We start from the raw sequence: 20,818 nt of genomic DNA, 5'->3' as shown, positions 1-20,818 counted from the left end.
CATGTTCGAACGGTTTACAGACCGTGCACGGCGCGTGATCGTGTTGGCGCAGGAAGAGGCTCGCTCCCTGCAGCACAACTACATCGGCACCGAACATCTGCTGCTCGGCCTGATTCGCGAGGGCGAGGGCGTCGCCGCAAAGGCGCTCGCCTCCAAGGGCGTGAATCTGCAGGACACACGCAAGCAGGTTGAGGAGATGATCGGCAAGGGCAATGCGTCGCCCAACGGCCACATCCCATTCACCCCACACGCCAAGCAGGTGCTCGAACTGAGCCTGCGCGAGGCGCTGCAGCTCGGGCACAGCTATATCGGCACGGAGCACATCCTGCTCGGCCTGATTCGCGAGGGCGAGGGCGTCGGCACGCAGGTGCTCATCAAGATGGATGTCGATTTGGGTGAGCTGCGCAGTACGGTCATCGATATGATCCGCGGCAATTCAACCGGCCCGGATACCGACAACAAGGGCGAACTGGCGAATGCCGGCGGCGTTCAGGACAAGCGTGGGCAGACCGGCTCAGCGATTCTCGACCAGTTCGGCCGCAACCTGACCGCCGAAGCCGCGGAAGGCAAGCTTGACCCGGTGATTGGCCGTTCCGCGGAAATCGAACGTGTCATGGTCGTGCTGTCCCGCCGCACCAAAAACAATCCGGTGCTCATCGGCGAGCCGGGCGTCGGCAAGACCGCCGTCGTCGAGGGGCTTGCGCAGAAGATCGTCGCGGGCGATGTGCCTGAAACGCTTAAGGACAAGCAGGTTTATTCCCTTGATCTGGGCTCCATGGTGGCCGGTTCGCGCTATCGCGGCGATTTCGAAGAGCGCCTGAAGAAAGTACTCAAGGAAATCAAGACCCGCGGGGATATCGTCCTGTTCATCGACGAAATCCACACGATTGTCGGCGCCGGCAGCGCGGACGGTGCTCTGGGCGCGTCCGACATGCTTAAGCCGATGCTTGCACGCGGCGAACTACAGACCATTGGCGCGACCACGACCGAGGAATACCGCAAGTACATCGAAAAGGACGCGGCGCTGGAACGCCGTTTCCAGCCGATTCAGGTCCATGAGCCGTCGATTGCCGAGACAATCGAGATTCTCAAGGGTCTGCGTTCGCGGTATGAGAACCATCATCACGTGACCATCACCGATGGCGCGTTGCAGGCCGCCGCCGAGCTGTCCGCACGCTACATCCAGGACCGTCACCTGCCGGACAAGGCGATCGATCTGATCGACGAGGCCGGTGCGCGGCTGCGGATCAAGCGTCTGACGGCCCCACCCGAGCTCAAGGATCTTGACGCGCAGGTCGCCAAGGTGTCTGCCGAGAAGGACGAAGCCATCAAGAAGCAGGACTTCGAGAAGGCCGCAGAACTGCGTGACAGCCAGGAGAAGCTGGAAGCCGAGCGCAAAGAGAAGGAATCCTCGTGGCGCGAAGGCGAATCCAACGTGAAGATGGAAGTGAACGAGGAGGTCATCGCCCAGGTCGTGGCCAGCACGACGGGTATCCCGGTCTTCAAGCTCACCCAGGCGGAATCCAAGAAGCTGCTCAACATGGAAGCCGAGTTGCACAAGCGCATCATCGGCCAGGACGAAGCGGTTTCCGCGCTCGCCCGGTCCATCAGGCGTACGCGTGTCGGTCTGAAGGATCCTAAGCGTCCGGCAGGTTCCTTCATCTTCGCCGGCCCCACCGGTGTCGGCAAGACGGAGCTCGCCAAGACCTTGGCGCAGTTCCTGTTCGATGATGAGGACGCGTTGATTCGCGTCGACATGTCCGAGTTCTCCGAGAAGTACGCCGCATCCCGTCTGTTCGGCGCGCCTCCGGGGTATGTCGGGTACGAGGAGGGCGGCGAGCTCACCGAGAAGGTGCGCCGCAAGCCGTTCTCCGTCGTGCTGTTCGACGAGATCGAGAAGGCTCACCCCGACATCTTCAACACCCTGCTTCAGGTACTTGACGATGGTCATCTGACCGATGGCCAGGGTCGCAAGGTGGACTTCAAGAACACGATCATCATCCTGACCACCAACCTGGGCACACGCAATATCGCCAAGGCAGCGAACACGGGCTTCAACCTCGGTTCGGACACCGAGACGAGCTACGACCGCATGAAGGAGCAGGTGTACAGCGAGCTCAAGGAACAGTTCCGTCCCGAGTTCCTCAACCGCCTTGATGACATCATCGTGTTCCGTCAGCTCACCGAGCCGCAGGTGCGTCAGATTGTTGATCTGGACGTCAAGCAGCTCAACGACCGTCTGTTTGACCGTCATATGTCGCTCGAACTGACCGACAAGGCCAAGGACCTGCTTGCTGAGAAGGGCTTCGACCCGCTGCTCGGCGCACGTCCGCTGCGCCGTGTGATCCAGCGCGACATTGAGGACGCCATTTCGGAGAAGATCCTCATGGGTGAGTTGCACGACGGCCAGCGTGTGGTCGTGGACGGCGAGGGCGAAGGCATTCTCGGCGATTTCACCTTCACCGGAGAGGAATTCTCTGAAGGTGACGACGCCGGCAATCCGGATGCGAAGCTGGTCGGCGCCACGTCGGCACCGGCAACGGATGCGTCAGCACAATCCGGCGATACCGGAGCTGAAGGCAACGGAGACATGCCGTCGTTGTCGTAAATCTGTCCGCGATTGTCGCCACTGTTGAGGGGTGGCCCTGCACGGTTTGCAGGGCCACCCCTCTTGCGTTGTCTCACTGCGTTGTGCCGCCGCGTAGCGCCAATGGCAACAGTCACGTCACCTCGTTGCCGTCACCGAACCGGTGACTCTGAGGCATCTCGACCGGGCTATCGGGTGGAATAGGGTAGGGCGGTGGAGGACAGGACTGCTTGGCTGATAAGCAAATCGCCGGAATCCTGACACTCGCAGGATTCCGGCGATTCGCGCACGTTCGGTTGGCAGCCGACTACTTGATGGCGTTCAGCCACTGCTCCTTGGTTGCCTTCTCGGCTTCCAGCTTGGCCTTCTTTGCCGGGTCGGATTCCGCGGCGATCTTGTCGTCAAGCTCCTTGAGCTGGGCGTTGAGCTGCTCCTCGAAGCTGGACTTGCGGGCGTCCGCCTCCGGATCGCTCTTCTTCCATGCAGCGTCCTCAACGGCCTTGATCTGACGATCGACTGCGTCAAGACGGTCTTCGATGCGACGCATGTCCTCGCGCGGCACGTATCCGATTTGGTCCCATTCGCCTTGGATCTCCGCGAGCTTCTGACGAGCCTGCTTCGCGGCCTTCGCGTCGGCGACCGGCACCAGCGCCTCGGCCTTCTTCAGCAGTTCTTCCTTCTTTGCGAGATTCTCTTTCTCGGAAGAATTGATCTGGTCTCGATCGGCCTGACGAGCGTTGAAGAAGGTGTCCGCAGCCTCACGGAACTTCGCCCACAGTGCGTCGTCATCGCTGCGGCCTGCGCGACCGGCTTTCTTCCAACGGTCCATCAGTTCGTTGAACTTGCGGGAGGTTTCCGCCCAGTCGGTGGAATCCTTGATCTCATTCGCCTCGGCGATGATCGCTTCCTTCTCGGTCTTGGAGTGCGCGCGCTCGTTGTCGCGAGCCTGCGCCCACTTGCGACGCTGCTGGTTGAAGGTCGTGCGCGCGGCGGAGAAGCGCTTCCACAGCGCGTCGGCATCGGCACGGTCGATGCGCACAGAATTGCGCTGATGGGCCTGCCATTCGTCGAACAGCGCGCGGAACTTGTCTGCGGTCGAACGCCAGTTCGTGTTGTCGCCCAGTCCGGCGGCGACGGCTTCGGCCTTCTCCACGATTGCCGTACGCTCTTGGACCGCCTTGGCGACGGCTTCCTTGCGGCGGTTCGCGAGTTCTTCCTTCTTCGCCTCGCCGTCCTTCTTGAGCTGCTCGAATTGCGCACGCAGTTCGGTGACATTGCCCACGACAGCGGGTTCCTTGGTCTCTTCACCCAGCAGCTTGACCGATTCGTCAATCTCGTGGGGCTTGATGGTGTTGGACTTCAGCCGGTTGGCAAAGACATCGAGCTTTTCCTTCAAATCGAGGAACCGGCGGGCGTACAGGGCGAGTGCCTCTTCCTTTGAGGCGTCGGGGAACTGGCCGACTTCGCGCTCGCCGTCTCCGTCCTTGACATACACGGTGCCGTTGTCGTCAACACGTCCGAAGGACTCGGCCTGCTTGACATCCTCATCCGAATACGCAACGTGCGCCGCGGGAGCCGCGTTGTGATGCGCCGGCTTCTTCTTGGCGAACGCCGCGGGCGACGGCGCGTGATGCTTGATGTTGGCAGGAGAGGGGACCGCTGTTGGCTTGGCGCCGGTTTGCGGTTGCGAGGCAGTCTTCGTCGTCTGCCCCGCGTTTTCGGTGGTGTTCTTTGGTTCGGTGACGTTTTCGTCGGCCATGGCCAGCTCCTTAAGCTCATGTAGTGAGGGGTCGCGGGTCACATGAGGTCGTATGAGACGGTGCCGCATGTTTTCCGCAACTTCACTTATTATAGGGAATCGTGGCTAAAGGCGCATCAATTTCAGGATTTCCAGAGTGGCTCCCCTCTGAACGTGTTGTGGAGCAGCGTGTCATCGACACGCTCCGTAGGGTTTTCGAGCTCAATGGCTTCATCGGCATTGAGACACGCGCCGTTGAAACTGGCGCAAGTCTGCTGAAGAAAGGCGAAACCAGCAAGGAAATCTACCTGCTGTCGCGTCTTCAGGAAGTCGGCCATGAATCCGACACGCCGATTGAGGAGCGTCTTGGACTGCACTTCGATTTGACGGTGCCGCTGAGCCGGTATGTGGTCGAGCATTCCGGCACGCTGGCGTTCCCGTTCAAGCGTTGGCAGATTCAGAAGGTCTGGCGTGGCGAGCGTCCGCAGGAGGGCCGCTTCCGTGAATTCGTCCAGGCTGATATCGACGTGGTCGGCAATGGCGATTTACCTGAGCATTACGAGGTCGAGCTGCCGCTGGTCATGGTCAGTGCGTTGGAGCAGCTGCGCGAGTTCGGCCTGCCGAAAGCGACCGTGCATGCGAACAACCGCAAGCTGTCTGAAGGCTTCTACCGTGGGCTCGGTCTGACCGACATCGAAGGCGTGCTGCGCGAGATCGACAAGCTTGACAAGATCGGCGCCGACGAGGTCGCGCGTCTGTTGATCGAAGGCTGTGGCGCGAACGAGGCTCAGGCGCGTGCCTGCCTGGAGCTTGCCGAGTTGACGGCAGCCGATGGCAAGGAGCTTGCCGAGAAGTTCGACGCGCTGTGCGCCAAGCATGGCATCGCGACTGACAGCGAGGCTTACGCACTGGCCCGCCAGGGGCTCGATACGCTTGCAATGATCGTCGACGAGGCAGCTCGCATCCGTCCCGGCTCGGTAATTGCCGACCTCAAGATCGCCCGCGGTCTGGATTATTACACCGGTTCCGTATACGAGACTTTCCTTGACGGTGCCGATTCGCTCGGTTCCATCTGCTCGGGCGGCCGCTACGACAATCTTGCCTCCCAGGGTAGCAAGCGCTACCCGGGCGTCGGTCTGTCCATCGGTCTGTCCCGCTTGGTGTCCTACATGCTGCACACCGCGGGAGCACATGCCTCACGCATCTCCCCGGCTGCGGTCATGGTCGCGGTGTGGAATGAGGACGACCGTCCGGCCGCCAACGCAATCGCCAACCAGCTGCGTTCCCGCGGCATCGCGGCCGACGTCGCGCCGACCGCCGCGAAACTCGGCAAGCAGATCAAGTACGCCGACAAGCTGGGCATCCCGTACGTGTGGTTCCCGGCAGCGGCGAGCGAGGACGGCGAAGCCAAGGGCGATGAGGTCAAGAACATCATCACCGGTGATCAGACCCCGGCCGATGCCAAGTCGTGGGAGCCGGATACTGTGTATGCCCGGCAAACTGTCAACCTGTAAACAAGACTGAAATGCTTGGAAAACCCGGTTTTCCGCCGATTTCTGAGGACTTGACAAGAATAGAGGAAGCATGAGCCAGACGGCTTACAGAACACATCATGCCACGGAAGTGACCGAGGCACTGGTCGGGCAGAAGGTCACGCTCGCCGGTTGGGTCGATCGTCGTCGCGACCACGGCGGTGTGGCGTTCATCGATTTGCGTGACAACACCGGTCTCGTGCAGATCGTCATCTATGATGAGGAAATCGCGCGCCCGCTGCGCAGCGAATTCGTCATCCAGGTCACCGGCGAGGTCCGCCTGCGCCCGGACGGCAATGAGAACACGCATCTGGCCACTGGCAAGATCGAGGTCGTCGTCGAGGATCTCAAGGTGCTCGCCAAGGCCGACGCCCTGCCGTTCCAGGTGTCCACCGCGCTCGAGAACGAGTCCGAGAACAAGCTTCCGGGCGAGGACGTGCGCCTGAAGTACCGCTATCTCGATTTGCGCCGCCCGCAGATGCAGCGCAACCTGAAGCTGCGTTCCGATATGACGAAGGCCGCGCGGCACGCGCTTGAGGACATGGACTTCACTGAGGTGGAGACCCCGACCTTCATCAAGTCCACTCCTGAAGGCGCCCGCGACTTCCTTGTGCCTGCCCGCTTGGTGCCGGGCTCCTGGTATGCGCTGCCGCAAAGCCCGCAGCTGCTCAAGCAGCTGCTCATGGTCGGCGGTGTTGAGCGCTACTACCAGCTGGCGCGCTGCTACCGTGACGAGGACTTCCGCGCGGACCGTCAGCCTGAGTTCACCCAGCTCGATATGGAAATGAGCTATGTCGACCAGGAGGACGTCATCGCGATGGCCGAGAAGGTCATCCAGGCGATCTGGAAGACCCGCGGCTATGACATCAAGCTTCCACTTCCGCGCATCTCGTGGAAGGACGCGATGGACAAGTACGGTTCTGACAAGCCTGATCTGCGGTTCGGCAATCAGCTCATCGAGCTGACCGACTACTTCAAGGACACGCCGTTCCGCGTGTTCCAGGCCCCGTATGTCGGCGCGGTGCTGTTCAAGGGCGGTGCTTCGACTCCTCGCCGTCAGTTCGACGCGTGGCAGGAGTGGGCGCGCCAGCGTGGCGCGAAGGGCCTCGCCTATGTGCAGTTCACCGAAGACGGCGAGCTGAAGGGGCCGGTTGCCAAGAACCTGTCCGAGCAGGAGCGCAATGGCCTCAAGGAAGCCGTAGGCGCTGAGGACGGCGACGCGGTGTTCTTCGCCGCTGGCGCCCGTGAATCCTCCCAGCTGCTGCTGGGTGCGGCTCGTGTCGAACTTGCCCGTCGTGCCGGCCTGCTGCATCCGGACGAGTTCGCTTTTACGTGGGTTGTCGACTTCCCGCTGTTCAAGCCGACTGACGACCCGGATGACGATGACGTGGCTGTCGGCCATTCCAAGTGGACCTCGATGCATCATCCGTTCACCATGCCGAGCGCCGATTGGATCGACAACTTCGACAAGGATCCTGAGCATGCGATGAGCGATTCGTATGACATCGTGTGCAACGGTGAAGAGATGGGCGGCGGTTCCGTGCGTATCCACCGTGTGGATATCCAGGATCGCGTGCTCAACGTGCTGGGTATCGGCAAGGAGGAAGCCGAAGAGAAGTTCGGCTTCCTGCTCGAGGCGTTCAAGTACGGCGCTCCGCCGCACGCGGGTATCGCGCTCGGTTGGGATCGTACTGTGTCCCTGCTCGCCGGAGCTGATTCCATCCGCGATGTCATCGCCTTCCCGAAGGCTGGTGGCGGCCGCGACCCGCTGACCGGCGCTCCGGCTCCGATTTCGGATGAGCAGCGCGCTGAAACCGGTGTCGACTACGACCCGGAAGAAGACGAGGACTGAACCGCATCCGGGTGATTGCCCACGGGGCTGAGGATTTTTGAATGTCTGCAGTTCCCCGAGGCGTGATCGGCACGGTGCCGTGAACACGAAAAATTAACCTCCAAGAAACATGATGCCCTGTTACGCAATGTACTGCGTGGCAGGGCATCTGCATATTGCCGCATAATACCGCCGTTTCCGTGCGAGTGCGCGCATGATGGGATAGGTTGGCCATTGTTGGTTCAAACCGGTTAGACTGGCATGCATGTCTGAACAACAAGAACAACAAGCCGCGAAGATCGCCGACCCGCAAGGACAGGACACGCATCCGCTGGTCGAGCTGACCCATGTCGAGAAGCATTTCGGTCATTTGCACGTGCTCAAGGACATCAATCTCGCCGTCAACAAGGGGGAGGTGCTGGTCGTCGTCGGCCCGTCAGGCTCGGGCAAATCCACGATGTGCCGCACCATCAACCGTCTCGAGACCATCGATTCGGGCGATATCCGCATCGACGGCAAACCGTTGCCGCAAGAAGGCAAGGAACTCGCGGCTCTCCGCGCCGAAGTCGGCATGGTGTTCCAATCCTTCAACCTGTTCGCCAATAAAACGATTCTCGAGAATGTGACGCTCGCACCGATCAAAGTGCGCCATATGCCCAAGGACGAGGCAGAGAATCTGGCCATGGATCTGCTTGCGCGTGTCGGCGTGGATTCACAGGCAGAGAAGATGCCGGCCCAGCTGTCCGGCGGCCAGCAGCAGCGTGTGGCCATCGCCCGCGCTCTCGCGATGAAACCGAAAGTCATGCTGTTCGATGAGCCGACATCGGCGCTCGACCCGGAGATGGTCAACGAGGTGCTTGATGTGATGACCGAACTCGCCCACGAAGGCATGACCATGATCTGTGTGACCCACGAGATGGGATTCGCGCGCAATGTGGCCGACCGTGTCGTGTTCATGGCGGACGGCAAGATCCTCGAATCGGGCACGCCGGACGAGTTCTTCGAACACCCCAAGACCGACCGCGCCAAGGACTTCCTGTCCAAGATCCTTACCCACTGACCATCATGTTTCATCGGCGTGAGACCGCCTCGGGGGATGGGAGCGGACGCCGGTGGCACCAAGGAAAACGCATTATGAACAAGAGATTGAGCAGTATGGCTGGGCGAATCATGCGCGCGGCCGTGGCTGCAGTATGTACGGTCGCCTGTGTGCTGTCCGTCAGTGCCTGCGGCGCGGACGACGAAGCAGGCAAGATTCGCATCGGCATCAAATTCGACCAGCCAGGCCTGGGCTTCAAGAAATCCGGCACTTATGTCGGTTTCGATGTCGATGTGGCCAAATACATCGCTAAAAGCCTCGGCTATTCCGAGGACCAGATCATCTGGAAGGAAGCGCCGTCCAAGCAGCGCGAGGCGATGCTGCAGAACGGCGATGTCGATATGATCCTTGCTTCGTATTCCATCACCGATGACCGCAAGCGCGTGGTCTCCTTCGCCGGCCCGTATTTCGTCGCCGGACAGGACCTGCTGGTGCGCAAAGGCGAAACCGGTATCAACGGCCCGCAGGACCTCAACGGCAAGCGCCTGTGCTCGGTGACCGGTTCTACCTCTGCCGTCACGGTCAAAGAGCGGTTCGCCAGCAAGGTGCAGCTTATGGAGCAGCCCGGGTACGCCGAATGCGCGACCGCGCTGTTGTCAGGCATCGTCGACGCGGTCACCACGGATGACATCATTCTCGCGGGTCTCGCCTCGGCGTCCCGTGGCAGGTTGCGGGTCGTCGGCAAGCCATTCACCGTCGAGCGTTATGGCGTCGGCATCAAGAAGGGCGATACGAAACTCGCGTCGCAAATCAACAACGCCATCACCGAGATGATCCAGGACGGCTCCTGGAAGCGCGCGATTGACGACAACACCAAGGGCGTCGCCTACACGCCGAACGCCAAATACAACCCGCCGACACCTACGGAAGGGGAGAAGCAATGAACGCATTCGCACAGCTGTTCAGTCAATATGACATCCCAGGCGCATTTCTGGTGAACATCGAGCTGACCCTGTGGTCGGCGCTGTTTTCCACGATTCTCGGAGTGATCTTGCTGCTGATGCGGATTTCGCCGATTTCCTCACTGCGCCGGGTCGCCAGCGGATACGTCGAGCTGTTCAAGAACATGCCGTTGACCATCATCATGGTGTTCATGGTGCTCGGCGTGTACGCGCAGCTCAAACTCAGCTTCTCGAATACTTTCGCCACGAACTTCTTCTGGCTGGCCATCACCGGCCTGTCCCTGTACACGGCGGCATTCGTGTGCGAGTCGCTGCGTTCGGGCATCAACACTGTGCCAGTCGGCCAGGCCGAGGCCGCGCGCGCTTTAGGCCTGAACTTCTGGCAGGCGGCCACGCAAATCATCCTGCCGCAGGCCATCCGCGGTTCAGTCGCGCCGTTGGGCAACACCTTCATCGCGCTGCTCAAGAACTCCACCGTCGCCGCGGCGGCATCGGTGGCGACGGAAACCTCGACCATGATGAGCGAGATGATCGAATACCACGCCGATCTCATCGTGCCGATCTTCCTGACCTTCGCCTTCGGGTACGTGATCCTCATCATCCCGTTCGGCGCGTTGACCACGTATCTGTCCAACAAACTCGCGGTACGGAGGTGACCGGTATGGCGAACGCAACAAGCAACAACGACACCAACACTTCGGTCCTGTTCGACGCGCCCGGCCCGCGCGGACGTAAGCGCATCCGTATCGCCAACGCGGTGGCGATCGTCGTCTTTGCCCTTGTGCTCGTGCTCATCCTGATGCGCTTGCACAACCCGCCGCAAGGCGAGAATCAGCTCTCCTGGGAGCTGTGGAAACCTGCGCTCGACGCGGAAGCGTGGACCGACTTCTATCTGCCGGGACTGTGGATGACCGTCAAGGCTGCATTCGTCGCAGTGATCGGAGCCGTGCTCTTCGGCATCGTCTTCGGTATCGGGCGTCTGCTGCCGGCGGCCCCGTTGCGCTGGATTTCCGCGGTGATCGTCGAATTCTGCCGCGCGGTGCCTGTGCTCATGATGATGATCTTCTTCTGGCGTCTGTTCGCCTTCATGGGCATGGAAAATCCTGCCTACTGGTCGGTCGTCTTGGGACTGGTGCTCTACAACGGTTCCGTGGTCGCCGAACTCGTGCGCTCCGGCGTGGGCAACCTGCCGAACGGGCAGCATGAGGCGGCGCTCGCCCTCGGTCTGACCCGCACACAGTCCCTCATGCAAGTCGAGGTCCCGCAAGCCATCTATGCGATGCTCCCTGCGGCAGTCACCCAGCTAGTGGTCGTGCTGAAGGATACCGCGCTCGGCTCGATCATCATGTACACCGATCTGCTCCAGGAATCGCGTCGTCTCGGCTCGATGTACTTCAACATCCTGCAGACGCTCGTGGTCGCCGCGGTCATCTACTTCGTGTTGTGCTGGCTGCTGTCCCGACTCGCCGAATGGCTGCCCTCGCGCATGCAGCGCCATACCGCGGCCCCCGCCGAGCCGGAAGTGGTTGCGCCGATTGCAATCATGGACCCGTCCAATGTCAACCAGATCGCGGTGGCGAAGGAATCGGATGAACTGCCGCGCGGCGGTGCGCCTCGCACCTATCATGAACATCACCGCGGGTCGAACGCGTCCATCCATGAATGGCAGAAGACTCGGTACATGCAGGGGTACGACGAGAAGCACCCGGATGTCCCCGAACGCCACCATCTTGAGGTCCCGCTTCCCGTCGGCCCCGGGGCGCGTAAAAAGCATGCTGGTGGCGAAAACCCCGATGGCAAGGGGCAGCATCCCGCGCCAAGCACGGACTGACGCGGGGTGTGACCCCGGCACAGGCTGTGCTGACACACCAACACCGGCCCGGTTGACATGGGATTCCAGTCAACCGGGCCGGTGTGTCTGCATGTCCCTCCAGATTGCGCTAGCTCACGCGATGCGATGGAACCCCGGAGTTCCCGGGCACGAACGCCGGTCATAACCAACACGTATACGATGCAAGTCCCGGCGGGCGTTTCCCCGCATATTCCGGCGCTAAGCTCGCAACCACAATCGCCCCACAACCGGGGCGCGGACACGAAAGCGAGGATTCGATGGCGGATTTCACGACAACGACCGGTGATCTGGAACTCCACGACTGGCATGGCAGCAAGCTGCTTGCCCAGCCTGTGTTGGATGCGCTGACACGGTTCACTTCGGAAGGCATCATCGATCCGGCCCAGATCCTCGGTGTCAGCGAAAACCTCGACGAGGAGTCGGACACGGATATCTTCTGCCCACGGCATGGGCTCGATCTCGCGCAGGCGGGCAATGTCGTCATCGTCCACACTCATAAGACGCGCAAGGCGCCCCCGCAATTCGCCGCGGCACTGGTCAACGGCGACATGCGGGCCGATCTTAACGGTCTGGTCAAGCACACGCTGCAGGTCAGCAAGGTTTCATTCGCCCCTGTGGCCGACGCCACAGCCGCCACCGGTATGGAGTCCGGAGGTATGTCGCCGATTGGTTTGCCGGCAGAATGGCCCGTGTTGGTCGACGCGCGCATTCTGGAAACGCCTACACTGTTCATTGGAAGCGGTATACGCCCCTCGAAACTGGTCGTCAACGGCGCACTGTTCGCATACCTGCCGGGTGTGCGTGTCATCGAAGGGCTTGGCAAGCCTCGCGGATAAGCGCGGCAGCTCGTCGGCAGGCCTGCTTCCGCACGTATCAGGAGGCATACGATGACAGACACGACACCACACGCGGATGGGCACGCCAACAAGAACGACAGCAAAGACAAGAAGAAAACCGAACCCAAGCAGATCGGCAAGGCGTTGCGCAAAGCCGAGCACAGCATTGAAATCCTTGAAAAACGGCATGATGACGATATCGAGCATCGTCTGGAACGTGCCGACGCGTCGTCCAGGCTGCTCAGCTCAGTGTGGGACGAGCCGCCGGCGCAATTGTTGCGATTCCGTCCGGGAGACCAGCTGACGGACGTCGATGGCGGTTCCACTCCTGGCTTCCCGGGCAACAAGGCGCAGGGCGAACGTTTTATCGCCATCAGCTCCGGTGAAATCGCACGATACCAGCAACTGCTGTACGCGAACGGGACGAAAGGGTCCCCGAGGCGCATGCTCATCGTGTTGCAAGGCATGGATGCCTCCGGCAAGGGCGGAATCGTGCGGCATGTGTTCAGCCAGACCGACCCGATGGGCATCCATTACCACGGCTTCGGCGCCCCGACGAAAGAAGAGCAGGCGCATGATTATCTGTGGAGGGTCCGTCGGGAACTGCCGAAACCCGGCTGGATTTCGCTGTTCGACCGGTCCCATTACGAGGATATCGTCATGCCGCATATCTACGGCACCTTCCCCGAGGACGTGTGGCGCGCCCGGTACGACCAGGTCAACGAATTCGAGCATGAGCTCGTGGACAGCGGCTGCACGGTCATCAAGATCTTCCTCGTAATCACCAAAGACAAGCAGAAGGAGCATTTCCTTACGCGTCTGAGTGATCCGACCAAGCACTGGAAGTTCGATGTGAGCGACTTGGATGCGCGCGCCCGTTGGGATGACTACATGGCCGCATGGCAGGAGGTGTTCGAGAAGACCAGCACCCCGGAGGCGCCGTGGTATCTGGTCCCTGCGGACAACCGTTGGTATTCGAGGGCGGTTGTCAGCGAGCTGCTGCGCACGTCGCTGCGGGATATGGGCCTGAGCTGGCCGCCGCTGAACTGCGACGCGGATGCGATGCGCCGCCGGCTCGACGAGGAGTAACGGCCGGGGGAGTGGCTCGGCGCGTGGTGCTCGGTGCTTGGGTAACTCCGCCGCCGTGCGACTTTCCTGTCACACCGCGGCCTGATATCACTGCCTCTCTCGTCTATTCCCGTGGTATTTCCCCGTTGTGCGACAACTCGGTAGCACCGCTTCCCAGTACTTGTCATCTGTTCTGCGAGACTCTCCGTATCTCGCCGTTGTGTCCTTGAGAAGTCGCATCCCATTGGAGTGTCTCTCGTCCGATATTGAAATCCGAAGGTGCTCCGTCATCGGGCAATCTGATGGTCGTACGGTGGTCAGTGATCTTCTTCTTGTTCGTGGAAACTGTCGGCATCCCGCTCTCCCCATCGCCCGCAAGGCACGCCACGCGTTAGACTCAGGGGTATGACGCAGGACGAGCAACGGCTGGAAGCCGACGGGACGAATGGATACGGGTCGCTCGGGGTGTTGGCCCCGCACGACGGCGAGCGACGCAACCTCGACGCCGACGCGATTTTTGATCGCTTCTTCGGCTGGGTGGAGGACACCAAGGGCATCACCCCTTGGCCCCACCAGGAAGAGGCTATCATGGACCTGCTTTCGGGCGACCACGTGATCCTCAACACCCCGACCGGCTCCGGCAAATCGCTGGTCGCGCTCGGCATGCATTTCGCCGCGTTGTGCACCGGGCGTCGTTCGTACTACACCGCGCCGATCAAAGCACTGGTATCCGAGAAGTTCTTCGACCTGGTCGAGGTGTTCGGCAGGGAAAACGTCGGCATGATCACCGGTGACACGCATATCAACGCCGACGCGCCGATTATCTGTTGCACGGCGGAAATCCTTGCGAACCAGGCGCTCAGGGAAGGCGACCAGGCGGACATCGGCTGCGTGGCGATGGACGAATTTCACTATTACGGCGATAGTGAGCGCGGCTGGGCGTGGCAGGTCCCGCTGATTACACTGCCCCGCACGCAGTTCCTGCTCATGAGCGCGACGCTCGGCAATGTCGATGCGATCGCCGACCGTCTTGAAGACGCCACCGACACGGATGTCGACATCATCGCCGACGCCCCGCGCCCGGTCCCGCTGACCTACGAATATACCGACAAGCCGCTGCCGGCGACCATCGAGCTGCTGGTCGGCAAGGGCGACACCCCGATTTACATCGTTCATTTCTCGCAGGATGCCGCATTGACCACCGCGCAGGCGCTCGCCAATAGCAATGTCTCCACCAAGGAGCAGCGTCAGGCCATCGCCGAGGCGATGAAGGGCACGAAGTTCACCACGGCGTTCGGCAAGATTTTGCAACGTCTGCTGCGCACCGGTGTCGGCGTGCATCATGCCGGCATGCTCCCGCGATACCGCCGATTGGTCGAGCAACTCGCCCAGCAGGGCCTGCTTCCGGTGATTTGTGGTACCGATACTTTGGGCGTCGGCATCAACGTGCCGATTCATTCCGTGGTGCTCACCGCGTTGACGAAATTCGACGGTGTCAAGACCCGTCGTCTGCGCGCCCGCGAATTCCACCAGATTGCCGGTCGTGCCGGCCGCATGGGCTTTGATACCGAAGGGCTGGTGGTCGCCGAGGCTCCGGAGTACGAGATCGAGAACGCGCATCAGCTGGCCAAAGCCGGCAACGACCCGAAGAAACTCAAGAAAGTCAAGCGCAAGAAGCCGCCGGAGGGCTTCGTCACATGGAACGAGCACACCTTCGACAAGCTCATCGAAGCGGCCCCCGAGACTCTGGTCCCGCATTTGAAGATTACGCATTCGATGGTGCTCAACGAGGTCGCCCAAGGTGGCGATGCCCGTGCCCGCGTCGATAAGCTCATCGACGACTCCGCGCAGAGCGACGAGCAGAAAGCGCATCTGCACCAGTTGGCGGACGACATCTTCCGCACTATGCTTGACGAGCATTTCATCGAGGCCGTTCCGCGTGACGACGACACCACGGATTACGTGCTTGACGTCGACATGCCTGATGATTTCGCGCTCGACCAGCCGTTGTCCCCGTTCCTTGTTGCCGCGCTTGACCTGCTTGACCAGGATTCGCCCACGTATGCGCTTGACGTCATCTCGATGGTCGAGGCGACGCTCGACGACCCGATGCCGGTGCTCAAAGCCCAGCAACGGCAAGCCCGCGACAAGGCGATGCAGGAGATGAAAGCCGACGACATCGACTATGACGAACGCATGGAACGACTCCAGGAAATCACCTATCCCAAGCCGCTTGAAGATCTGCTGAATCAGGCCTTCGACACGTACCGCCAGTCGGTGCCGTGGGCGGGCGACTACATGCTCAGCCCCAAATCGGTGCTGCGTGACATGGTCGAAACCGCCTCCGATTTCAACGGGTACATCGCCCGGTACAATATCGCCCGCTGTGAGGGCACCCTGCTGCGTTACCTGTCGGACGCCTATCGTTCGCTTGCACGCACGGTTCCGCAGGACATGCTTGACGACCAGCTGCGCGATGTCATCTCCTGGCTTCGCCTTGTCGTCCGGTCCGTCGATTCCAGCCTCGTGGACGAGTGGGAGCATGCCGGCCAGAACGATGAATCCGCGCTTGACACCACCGCTCCAGGTGATCGCGACGCCGTGGTTTCCGACCGTCGCGGGCTCACTGTGCTCATCCGCAACGCCATGTTCCGCCGCATCCAGCTTATGGACCTCGACCGCCCCGAAACGCTCGGCGACCTCGACCATGACTGGGGTTACGGCGTTCACGAATGGGAGGATGCGCTCGAAGACTACTATGACGAGCACGACTATGTCGGCATCGACGCTGCCGCCCGCTCGCCGGAATTCTTCATCATCGATGACGCGAACGAACGCAAGGAGCATACGTGGCGTGTCCGACAGATTATCGATGATTCCGATGGCGACCATGACTGGGCGATCGGTGGCACGGTCGATCTCGATGCCACGCAGGAGACCGGCGAGACGGTGTTCGTCGACTATCATGTCGGCCCGATCGGCTCCGACGGCCAGATCGAGGACTGATCGGACCGTGGGGCGATTGTGCATCGCCAGAGTCGAACGATTGTTCGAATTGGAGTAGGGTGGAAGCATGACCGATGATCTGTTCGCCGCGGCCGCCGCGCCTGATGACGTGTTGCGTCCGCTCGCCGTGCGTATGCGTCCCGAAACCCTCGATGAGGTGGTGGGCCAACAGCATGTGCTGGGGGAGGGCTCGCCGCTGCGTCGGCTTGCCGACCCGCAATCGCAGGGCTCATTGACCGCTCCGAGTTCAATCATCTTGTTTGGCCCTCCGGGAGTGGGCAAAACCACGCTCGCCTACATCGTTGCCAAACAATCCGGGCGCGCCTTCGAAGAGCTCTCCGCGGTGACCTCAGGGGTCAAAGACGTGCGTGCGGTCCTAGAACGCGCCCACGGACGGCTTGTCACCTCGCATAAGGAGACCGTCCTGTTCATCGACGAGGTCCACCGTTTCTCAAAATCCCAGCAGGACGCCCTGTTGCCCAGCGTCGAGAACCGCGACGTCACCTTCATCGGCGCCACTACGGAGAACCCAAGTTTTTCGGTGATCAAGCCGTTGCTCAGCCGTTCGGTCGTCGTCAAACTCGAATCGCTTGATGACGCTGACCTCGGCATGCTGATCGACCGTGCCATCGCCAGCCCACGCGGGTTGGAAGGCACCGTCGCCATCGACGATGACGCCCGTGACGAGATCATCCGCATGGGCGGGGGAGATGGGCGCAAAACTCTGACCATCCTCGAGGCGGCCGCAGGTGCGGTCACCGGCGGCAAGCACGCGAAGGATTCAGACAAGCCCGCGGTCATCACCCCGGACATTGTCAGCAGTGTTATGGACGTGGCGACCGTGCGTTACGACAAGCACGGCGACGACCATTACGATGTCATCTCCGCGTTCATCAAATCCATGCGAGGCTCTGACCCGGATGCGGCCATCCACTATCTCGCCCAGATGCTCAGGGCGGGTGAGGACCCGAGATTTATCGCCCGGCGTATCATGATCGCGGCTGCCGAGGAAGTCGGTATGGCCGCGCCGCAGATCCTCCAAGTCACGGTCGCCGCCGCGCAGGCGGTCGCCATGATCGGCATGCCCGAAGCGCGCATCATCCTCGCCGAAGCGACTATCGCCGTGGCCACCGCACCGAAATCCAACGCCAGCTACAATGCGATCAACGAGGCGCTCGCCGACATCGATGCCGGGCGTATCGGCCAGGTTCCGCTGTATTTGCGCAATGCCCCGACGAAACTCATGAAAAGCTGGGGCAACCACGAGGGCTACAAGTACGCCCACGATTATCCGGGAGCCGTCGCGCCGCAGCAGTATATGCCCGACGAACTGGTCGGTCGTGAATATTACCGCCCCAACGACCGTGGGTATGAGCGTCAGGTGAAGGAGAATCTGGCGCGAATCAAGCCGATTCTCCATGGCATCGGGGCTACCGGAACCGCAGAGGCCGCCGGAACCGCTGGAACCGGTGTCCGGCCGGGATCGTCAGAATCCGGTCGGACACCGCAAGCTGAGTCCGGGGCGGCGCCGAAAAAGCATCACGTTTCACCGCAATCCGAATCTGCGGCGTCGCATACAGCGTCGGATGCTTCACCGCAGACAGATTAACGGATTGGATGAATATTCGATTGATTGATACAGCTCAGAAACGCCTACTCGCGCACTAGCACGATTTTCTTCACATCGTCCCGGCGAGATTCGCGGTACAGCACGAACCGGTTGCCAATCACCTGCACGACATCGGCCCCAAGCCGTTGGGCAAGCTGGTCTGCAGCCTCACGGGCAGTCAGACCTGAGCCGTCCTGGACCGCGCATTTGATGAGTTCATGCTTGTCGATTGTCTCATCAGCTTGCTTGATTGCGGCATCGGTCACATCGTTCTTGCCGATCCACAGCAGCGGGTTGAGCTGATTGGCCATCGCCCTCAGCTGCTTGGTTTGTTTCTTGGTCAGTGCCATGACATCCTCCGTATCGATTGCGGGTCCATCGGTTCGCCCCGCATGCGCGTGAACCAACCATACCGCATGCCGCGGTCCTTGGAAGCGGGCGTCGCGAAGTGGCATGTCCACATCATGATCATGGCGGCAACGGAACGTTCTCCATGAATCTGAACGATTCCGAACCACTGTCACATGTAGGAAACACGCCGGACATATCAGGTGAAATGTCCGGTCCGATAATGCGCGTATCGCTCCCGCATACCGCAATGGGTTGTGGGCCGTTGAAAGAAGGTTTGTATGAAGCAGCTCACCGTTGGTCCCGTGATCCACAAGTTCCCCACGGTCGCGGAATTTGCGAAGGAATTCAATCTTGGGCCTGACGACCTGCTGGTCACCATGGACGTGATGCATGATACGTTCTTCGCCGGCGTCACCAACGGCGCCCGTGTGATCACCGTAGACAAGTACGGTAGCCAGGAACCGACCGATGAGATGATCGATGCGCTTATCTCCGACGCTTCCAAGTTCAAGTATTCCCGCATCATCGCAGTCGGCGGCGGTGCCGTCATGGACATGTCGAAGATTGTCGCCGTCGCCGGCGGTGATGGTATCGATGACGTCATCGACCATCTGGCGGACCACCACCGCAAGGTACGTCTGGTGCTCGTGCCGACCACCTGCGGTACGGGCAGCGAAGTCACGGAAATCGCCGCGGTGAACCGCACGCGTCTGGGCTGTAAGGCGGGTATCGCCGGGCCGGAGATGTTCGCCGATGATGCCGTGCTGATTCCGGAACTGCTCACAGGTCTGCCCGATCATGTCTTCGCCACAAGCTCGATGGATGCGCTTGTGCACTCTGTCGAATCTGCTCTGTCGCCGAACGCCACCCCATACACGAAAATGTTCAGTTACAAGGCGATTGAAATGATTGTCGGCGGATATCAGAAAGTGACCGAGGCCGGCGAGGCAGGATCGGCCGAACGTCGTGCGAAGCGCAACAAGTTGATGGACGACTTCCTCATTGCCTCCGATTTCGCCGGCATCGCCTTCGACACTGCCGGATGCGCGGCCGTGCACGCGTTGAGCTATCAGCTGGGAGGCAAATACCATGTGCCGCACGGCGAATCGAACTACGCCATGTTCACGGGCGTGTTGCGCAACTACATGGAAATCAAATCCGATGGAGAGATCGCCACGCTCAACGCCTTCCTCGCAAAGATCCTCGGCTGCGATACCGCCGTGGTCTACGACCGGCTCGAGGAGCTGATCAACAAGCTCCTTCCGAAGAAGGCGCTGCATGAGTACGGTGTGACCCGCGAGGATCTGCCCGAATTCGCCGAACGTGTGATGACCACGCAGGAGCGGCTGATGCGCAACAACTTCGTGCCGCTGGATTACGACTGCGTGCTGAAGATCTTCACCGAACTCTACTGACACGCGTCCGCCTGGACTTTACGACGGTTGCCGGTATCGCGACGGCCAAGCGTCGCAAAGCGTTGCTGATTGGCGTTAGGTCGCATGCCGACGCGCTGCAGGGGTCCATGTGTTGATGCTGATCGACGATGAATCCGGGTGCAGTGGGACTGAAACGTCTCACCGCACCCGGATTCATCGTCGTGGGAGGTGTTGCGATGCCGCACTTGATTGTTTCCGCGACGCTGTTCAGAATGTGGAACGTTCGATTTGGGGGATGGGGCAGGTAACGGACGTGGTCGGCGTACGTGACGCGGTGAGGTTTGTTGTGGCGCGGTGTGTGTGGCGTCGTGTTGTTTTGGTGTGTGGTGTGTGGTGTTTTCGACACGCCGGTGTTTGCGTGTGTTTTGTAGGGTTTGTGGGGTGGTGGTTGGGTGGTTGGTTTGCGTGGGTGGTGTTGGTGGTGTATGTTGTTCTCTTGCTGCCGCTCGCCGGCCGGCTTCCCTTGGGGGGTTGGTTTTGTCGGGTGTGTGGTGGTGGTTTGAGAACTCAAGAGCGTGTCTGTACTACTTCTTTATAGTCAATGATTGCCAGTCCGGTCCCCGCTTCCGTGCGGGGTGTTTGATTGTCCTGCGTGGGAGTCCGCGAGGGCGGTTGATGGGGGTCGGGGTTTTCGTGCGAGTCGCCTTTCCTTATTAGGCGACCGTCAATTATTTTGTGAGAGTCTGTTTTTGGCTTTCCGCATTGTTTTTTTGTGGAGGGTTCGATTCTGGCTCAGGATGAACGCTGGCGGCGTGCTTAACACATGCAAGTCGAACGGGATCCTGCAGGCTTTGCTTGCGGGTGAGAGTGGCGAACGGGTGAGTAATGCGTGACCAACCTGCCCCATGCTCCGGAATAGCTCCTGGAAACGGGTGGTAATGCCGGATGTGCCGGGCTCCTGCATGGGGGTCCGGGAAAGCTCTGGCGGCGTGGGATGGGGTCGCGTCCTATCAGCTTGTTGGCGGGGTGAG

General features: G+C 60.8%; 14 protein-coding genes and 1 rRNA gene. 13 read left to right on the top strand and 2 right to left on the bottom strand.

The features are described 5' to 3' along the window. Position 1: 1 nt before the first annotated feature. Positions 2-2,608, top strand: a complete 2,607-nt coding sequence (locus tag CQR48_RS05635; RefSeq protein ID WP_015450648.1) for an ATP-dependent Clp protease ATP-binding subunit — start codon at positions 2-4, stop codon at positions 2,606-2,608. Positions 2,609-2,894: 286 nt separating this feature from the next. Here CQR48_RS05635 and CQR48_RS05630 read toward each other — a convergent pair whose 3' ends face one another. Next, entirely contained in the window at positions 2,895-4,346 is a 1,452-nt protein-coding gene (locus CQR48_RS05630) for a DUF349 domain-containing protein (RefSeq protein WP_101452305.1), read from the bottom strand. 101 nt (positions 4,347-4,447) lie between these two features. Here CQR48_RS05630 and hisS point away from each other — a divergent pair, with 101 nt between their 5' ends. The 10 genes from hisS to CQR48_RS05580 all read left to right on the top strand — a co-directional run bounded on the left by hisS (position 4,448) and on the right by CQR48_RS05580 (position 18,060). Then, positions 4,448-5,839, top strand: a complete 1,392-nt coding sequence (gene hisS / locus CQR48_RS05625; protein ID WP_101452304.1) for a histidine--tRNA ligase — start codon at positions 4,448-4,450, stop codon at positions 5,837-5,839. A gap of 70 nt (positions 5,840-5,909) precedes the next feature. Next, a complete protein-coding gene (gene aspS, locus CQR48_RS05620; RefSeq protein ID WP_101452303.1) occupies positions 5,910-7,709 on the top strand; it encodes an aspartate--tRNA ligase in 1,800 nt (599 codons plus the stop codon). 244 nt (positions 7,710-7,953) lie between these two features. Continuing rightward, positions 7,954-8,748, top strand: a complete 795-nt coding sequence (locus CQR48_RS05615; RefSeq protein WP_026502168.1) for an amino acid ABC transporter ATP-binding protein — start codon at positions 7,954-7,956, stop codon at positions 8,746-8,748. Between the two features lie 74 nt (positions 8,749-8,822). Continuing rightward, positions 8,823-9,671: a glutamate ABC transporter substrate-binding protein gene (locus CQR48_RS05610; RefSeq protein WP_244898950.1), complete on the top strand. Its 849-nt coding sequence runs from the start codon at positions 8,823-8,825 to the stop codon at positions 9,669-9,671. Further along, complete coding sequence (locus tag CQR48_RS05605) at positions 9,668-10,345, top strand: amino acid ABC transporter permease (RefSeq protein WP_015450642.1); 678 nt, start codon at positions 9,668-9,670, stop codon at positions 10,343-10,345. Before CQR48_RS05610 ends, CQR48_RS05605 begins: the two co-directional genes overlap by 4 nt. A 5-nt stretch (positions 10,346-10,350) precedes the next feature. Continuing rightward, positions 10,351-11,520: an amino acid ABC transporter permease gene (locus CQR48_RS05600; RefSeq protein ID WP_101452302.1), complete on the top strand. Its 1,170-nt coding sequence runs from the start codon at positions 10,351-10,353 to the stop codon at positions 11,518-11,520. Positions 11,521-11,798: 278 nt separating this feature from the next. Beyond that, entirely contained in the window at positions 11,799-12,377 is a 579-nt protein-coding gene (locus CQR48_RS05595; protein WP_015450640.1) for a YbaK/EbsC family protein, read from the top strand. A 51-nt stretch (positions 12,378-12,428) separates the two neighbouring features. Then, positions 12,429-13,466 carry a PPK2 family polyphosphate kinase gene (locus tag CQR48_RS05590; RefSeq protein WP_015450639.1) on the top strand — a complete coding sequence of 346 codons (1,038 nt, stop codon included), beginning with the start codon at positions 12,429-12,431 and terminating at the stop codon, positions 13,464-13,466. 384 nt (positions 13,467-13,850) lie between these two features. Beyond that, positions 13,851-16,451 carry a DEAD/DEAH box helicase gene (locus CQR48_RS05585; protein ID WP_101452301.1) on the top strand — a complete coding sequence of 867 codons (2,601 nt, stop codon included), beginning with the start codon at positions 13,851-13,853 and terminating at the stop codon, positions 16,449-16,451. Between the two features lie 67 nt (positions 16,452-16,518). Then, positions 16,519-18,060 (top strand): replication-associated recombination protein A, encoded by a 1,542-nt coding sequence (locus CQR48_RS05580; RefSeq protein WP_101452300.1) that lies wholly within the window; start codon positions 16,519-16,521, stop codon positions 18,058-18,060. A gap of 44 nt (positions 18,061-18,104) precedes the next feature. On the opposite strand, the gene CQR48_RS05575 is transcribed toward CQR48_RS05580, so the two are convergent. Then, positions 18,105-18,410: a YhbY family RNA-binding protein gene (locus CQR48_RS05575; RefSeq protein WP_015450635.1), complete on the bottom strand. Its 306-nt coding sequence runs from the start codon at positions 18,408-18,410 to the stop codon at positions 18,105-18,107. A gap of 279 nt (positions 18,411-18,689) precedes the next feature. Between CQR48_RS05575 and CQR48_RS05570 the strand changes: the two genes are divergently transcribed. Together CQR48_RS05570 and CQR48_RS05560 are read left to right on the top strand one after the other, a co-directional pair. Beyond that, a complete protein-coding gene (locus CQR48_RS05570; protein ID WP_101452299.1) occupies positions 18,690-19,826 on the top strand; it encodes a 4-hydroxybutyrate dehydrogenase in 1,137 nt (378 codons plus the stop codon). A 730-nt stretch (positions 19,827-20,556) separates the two neighbouring features. Beyond that, positions 20,557-20,818: ribosomal RNA gene (locus tag CQR48_RS05560) — 16S ribosomal RNA — on the top strand; the annotation flags it as partial.

The sequence above is a fragment of the Bifidobacterium thermophilum genome, assembly GCF_002846655.1.
Classification (GTDB): Bacteria; Actinomycetota; Actinomycetes; order Actinomycetales; family Bifidobacteriaceae; genus Bifidobacterium; species Bifidobacterium thermophilum.
The sequence above is the reverse complement of the archived record's forward strand: the minus strand, read 5'-3'. Positions and strand labels throughout refer to the sequence as shown.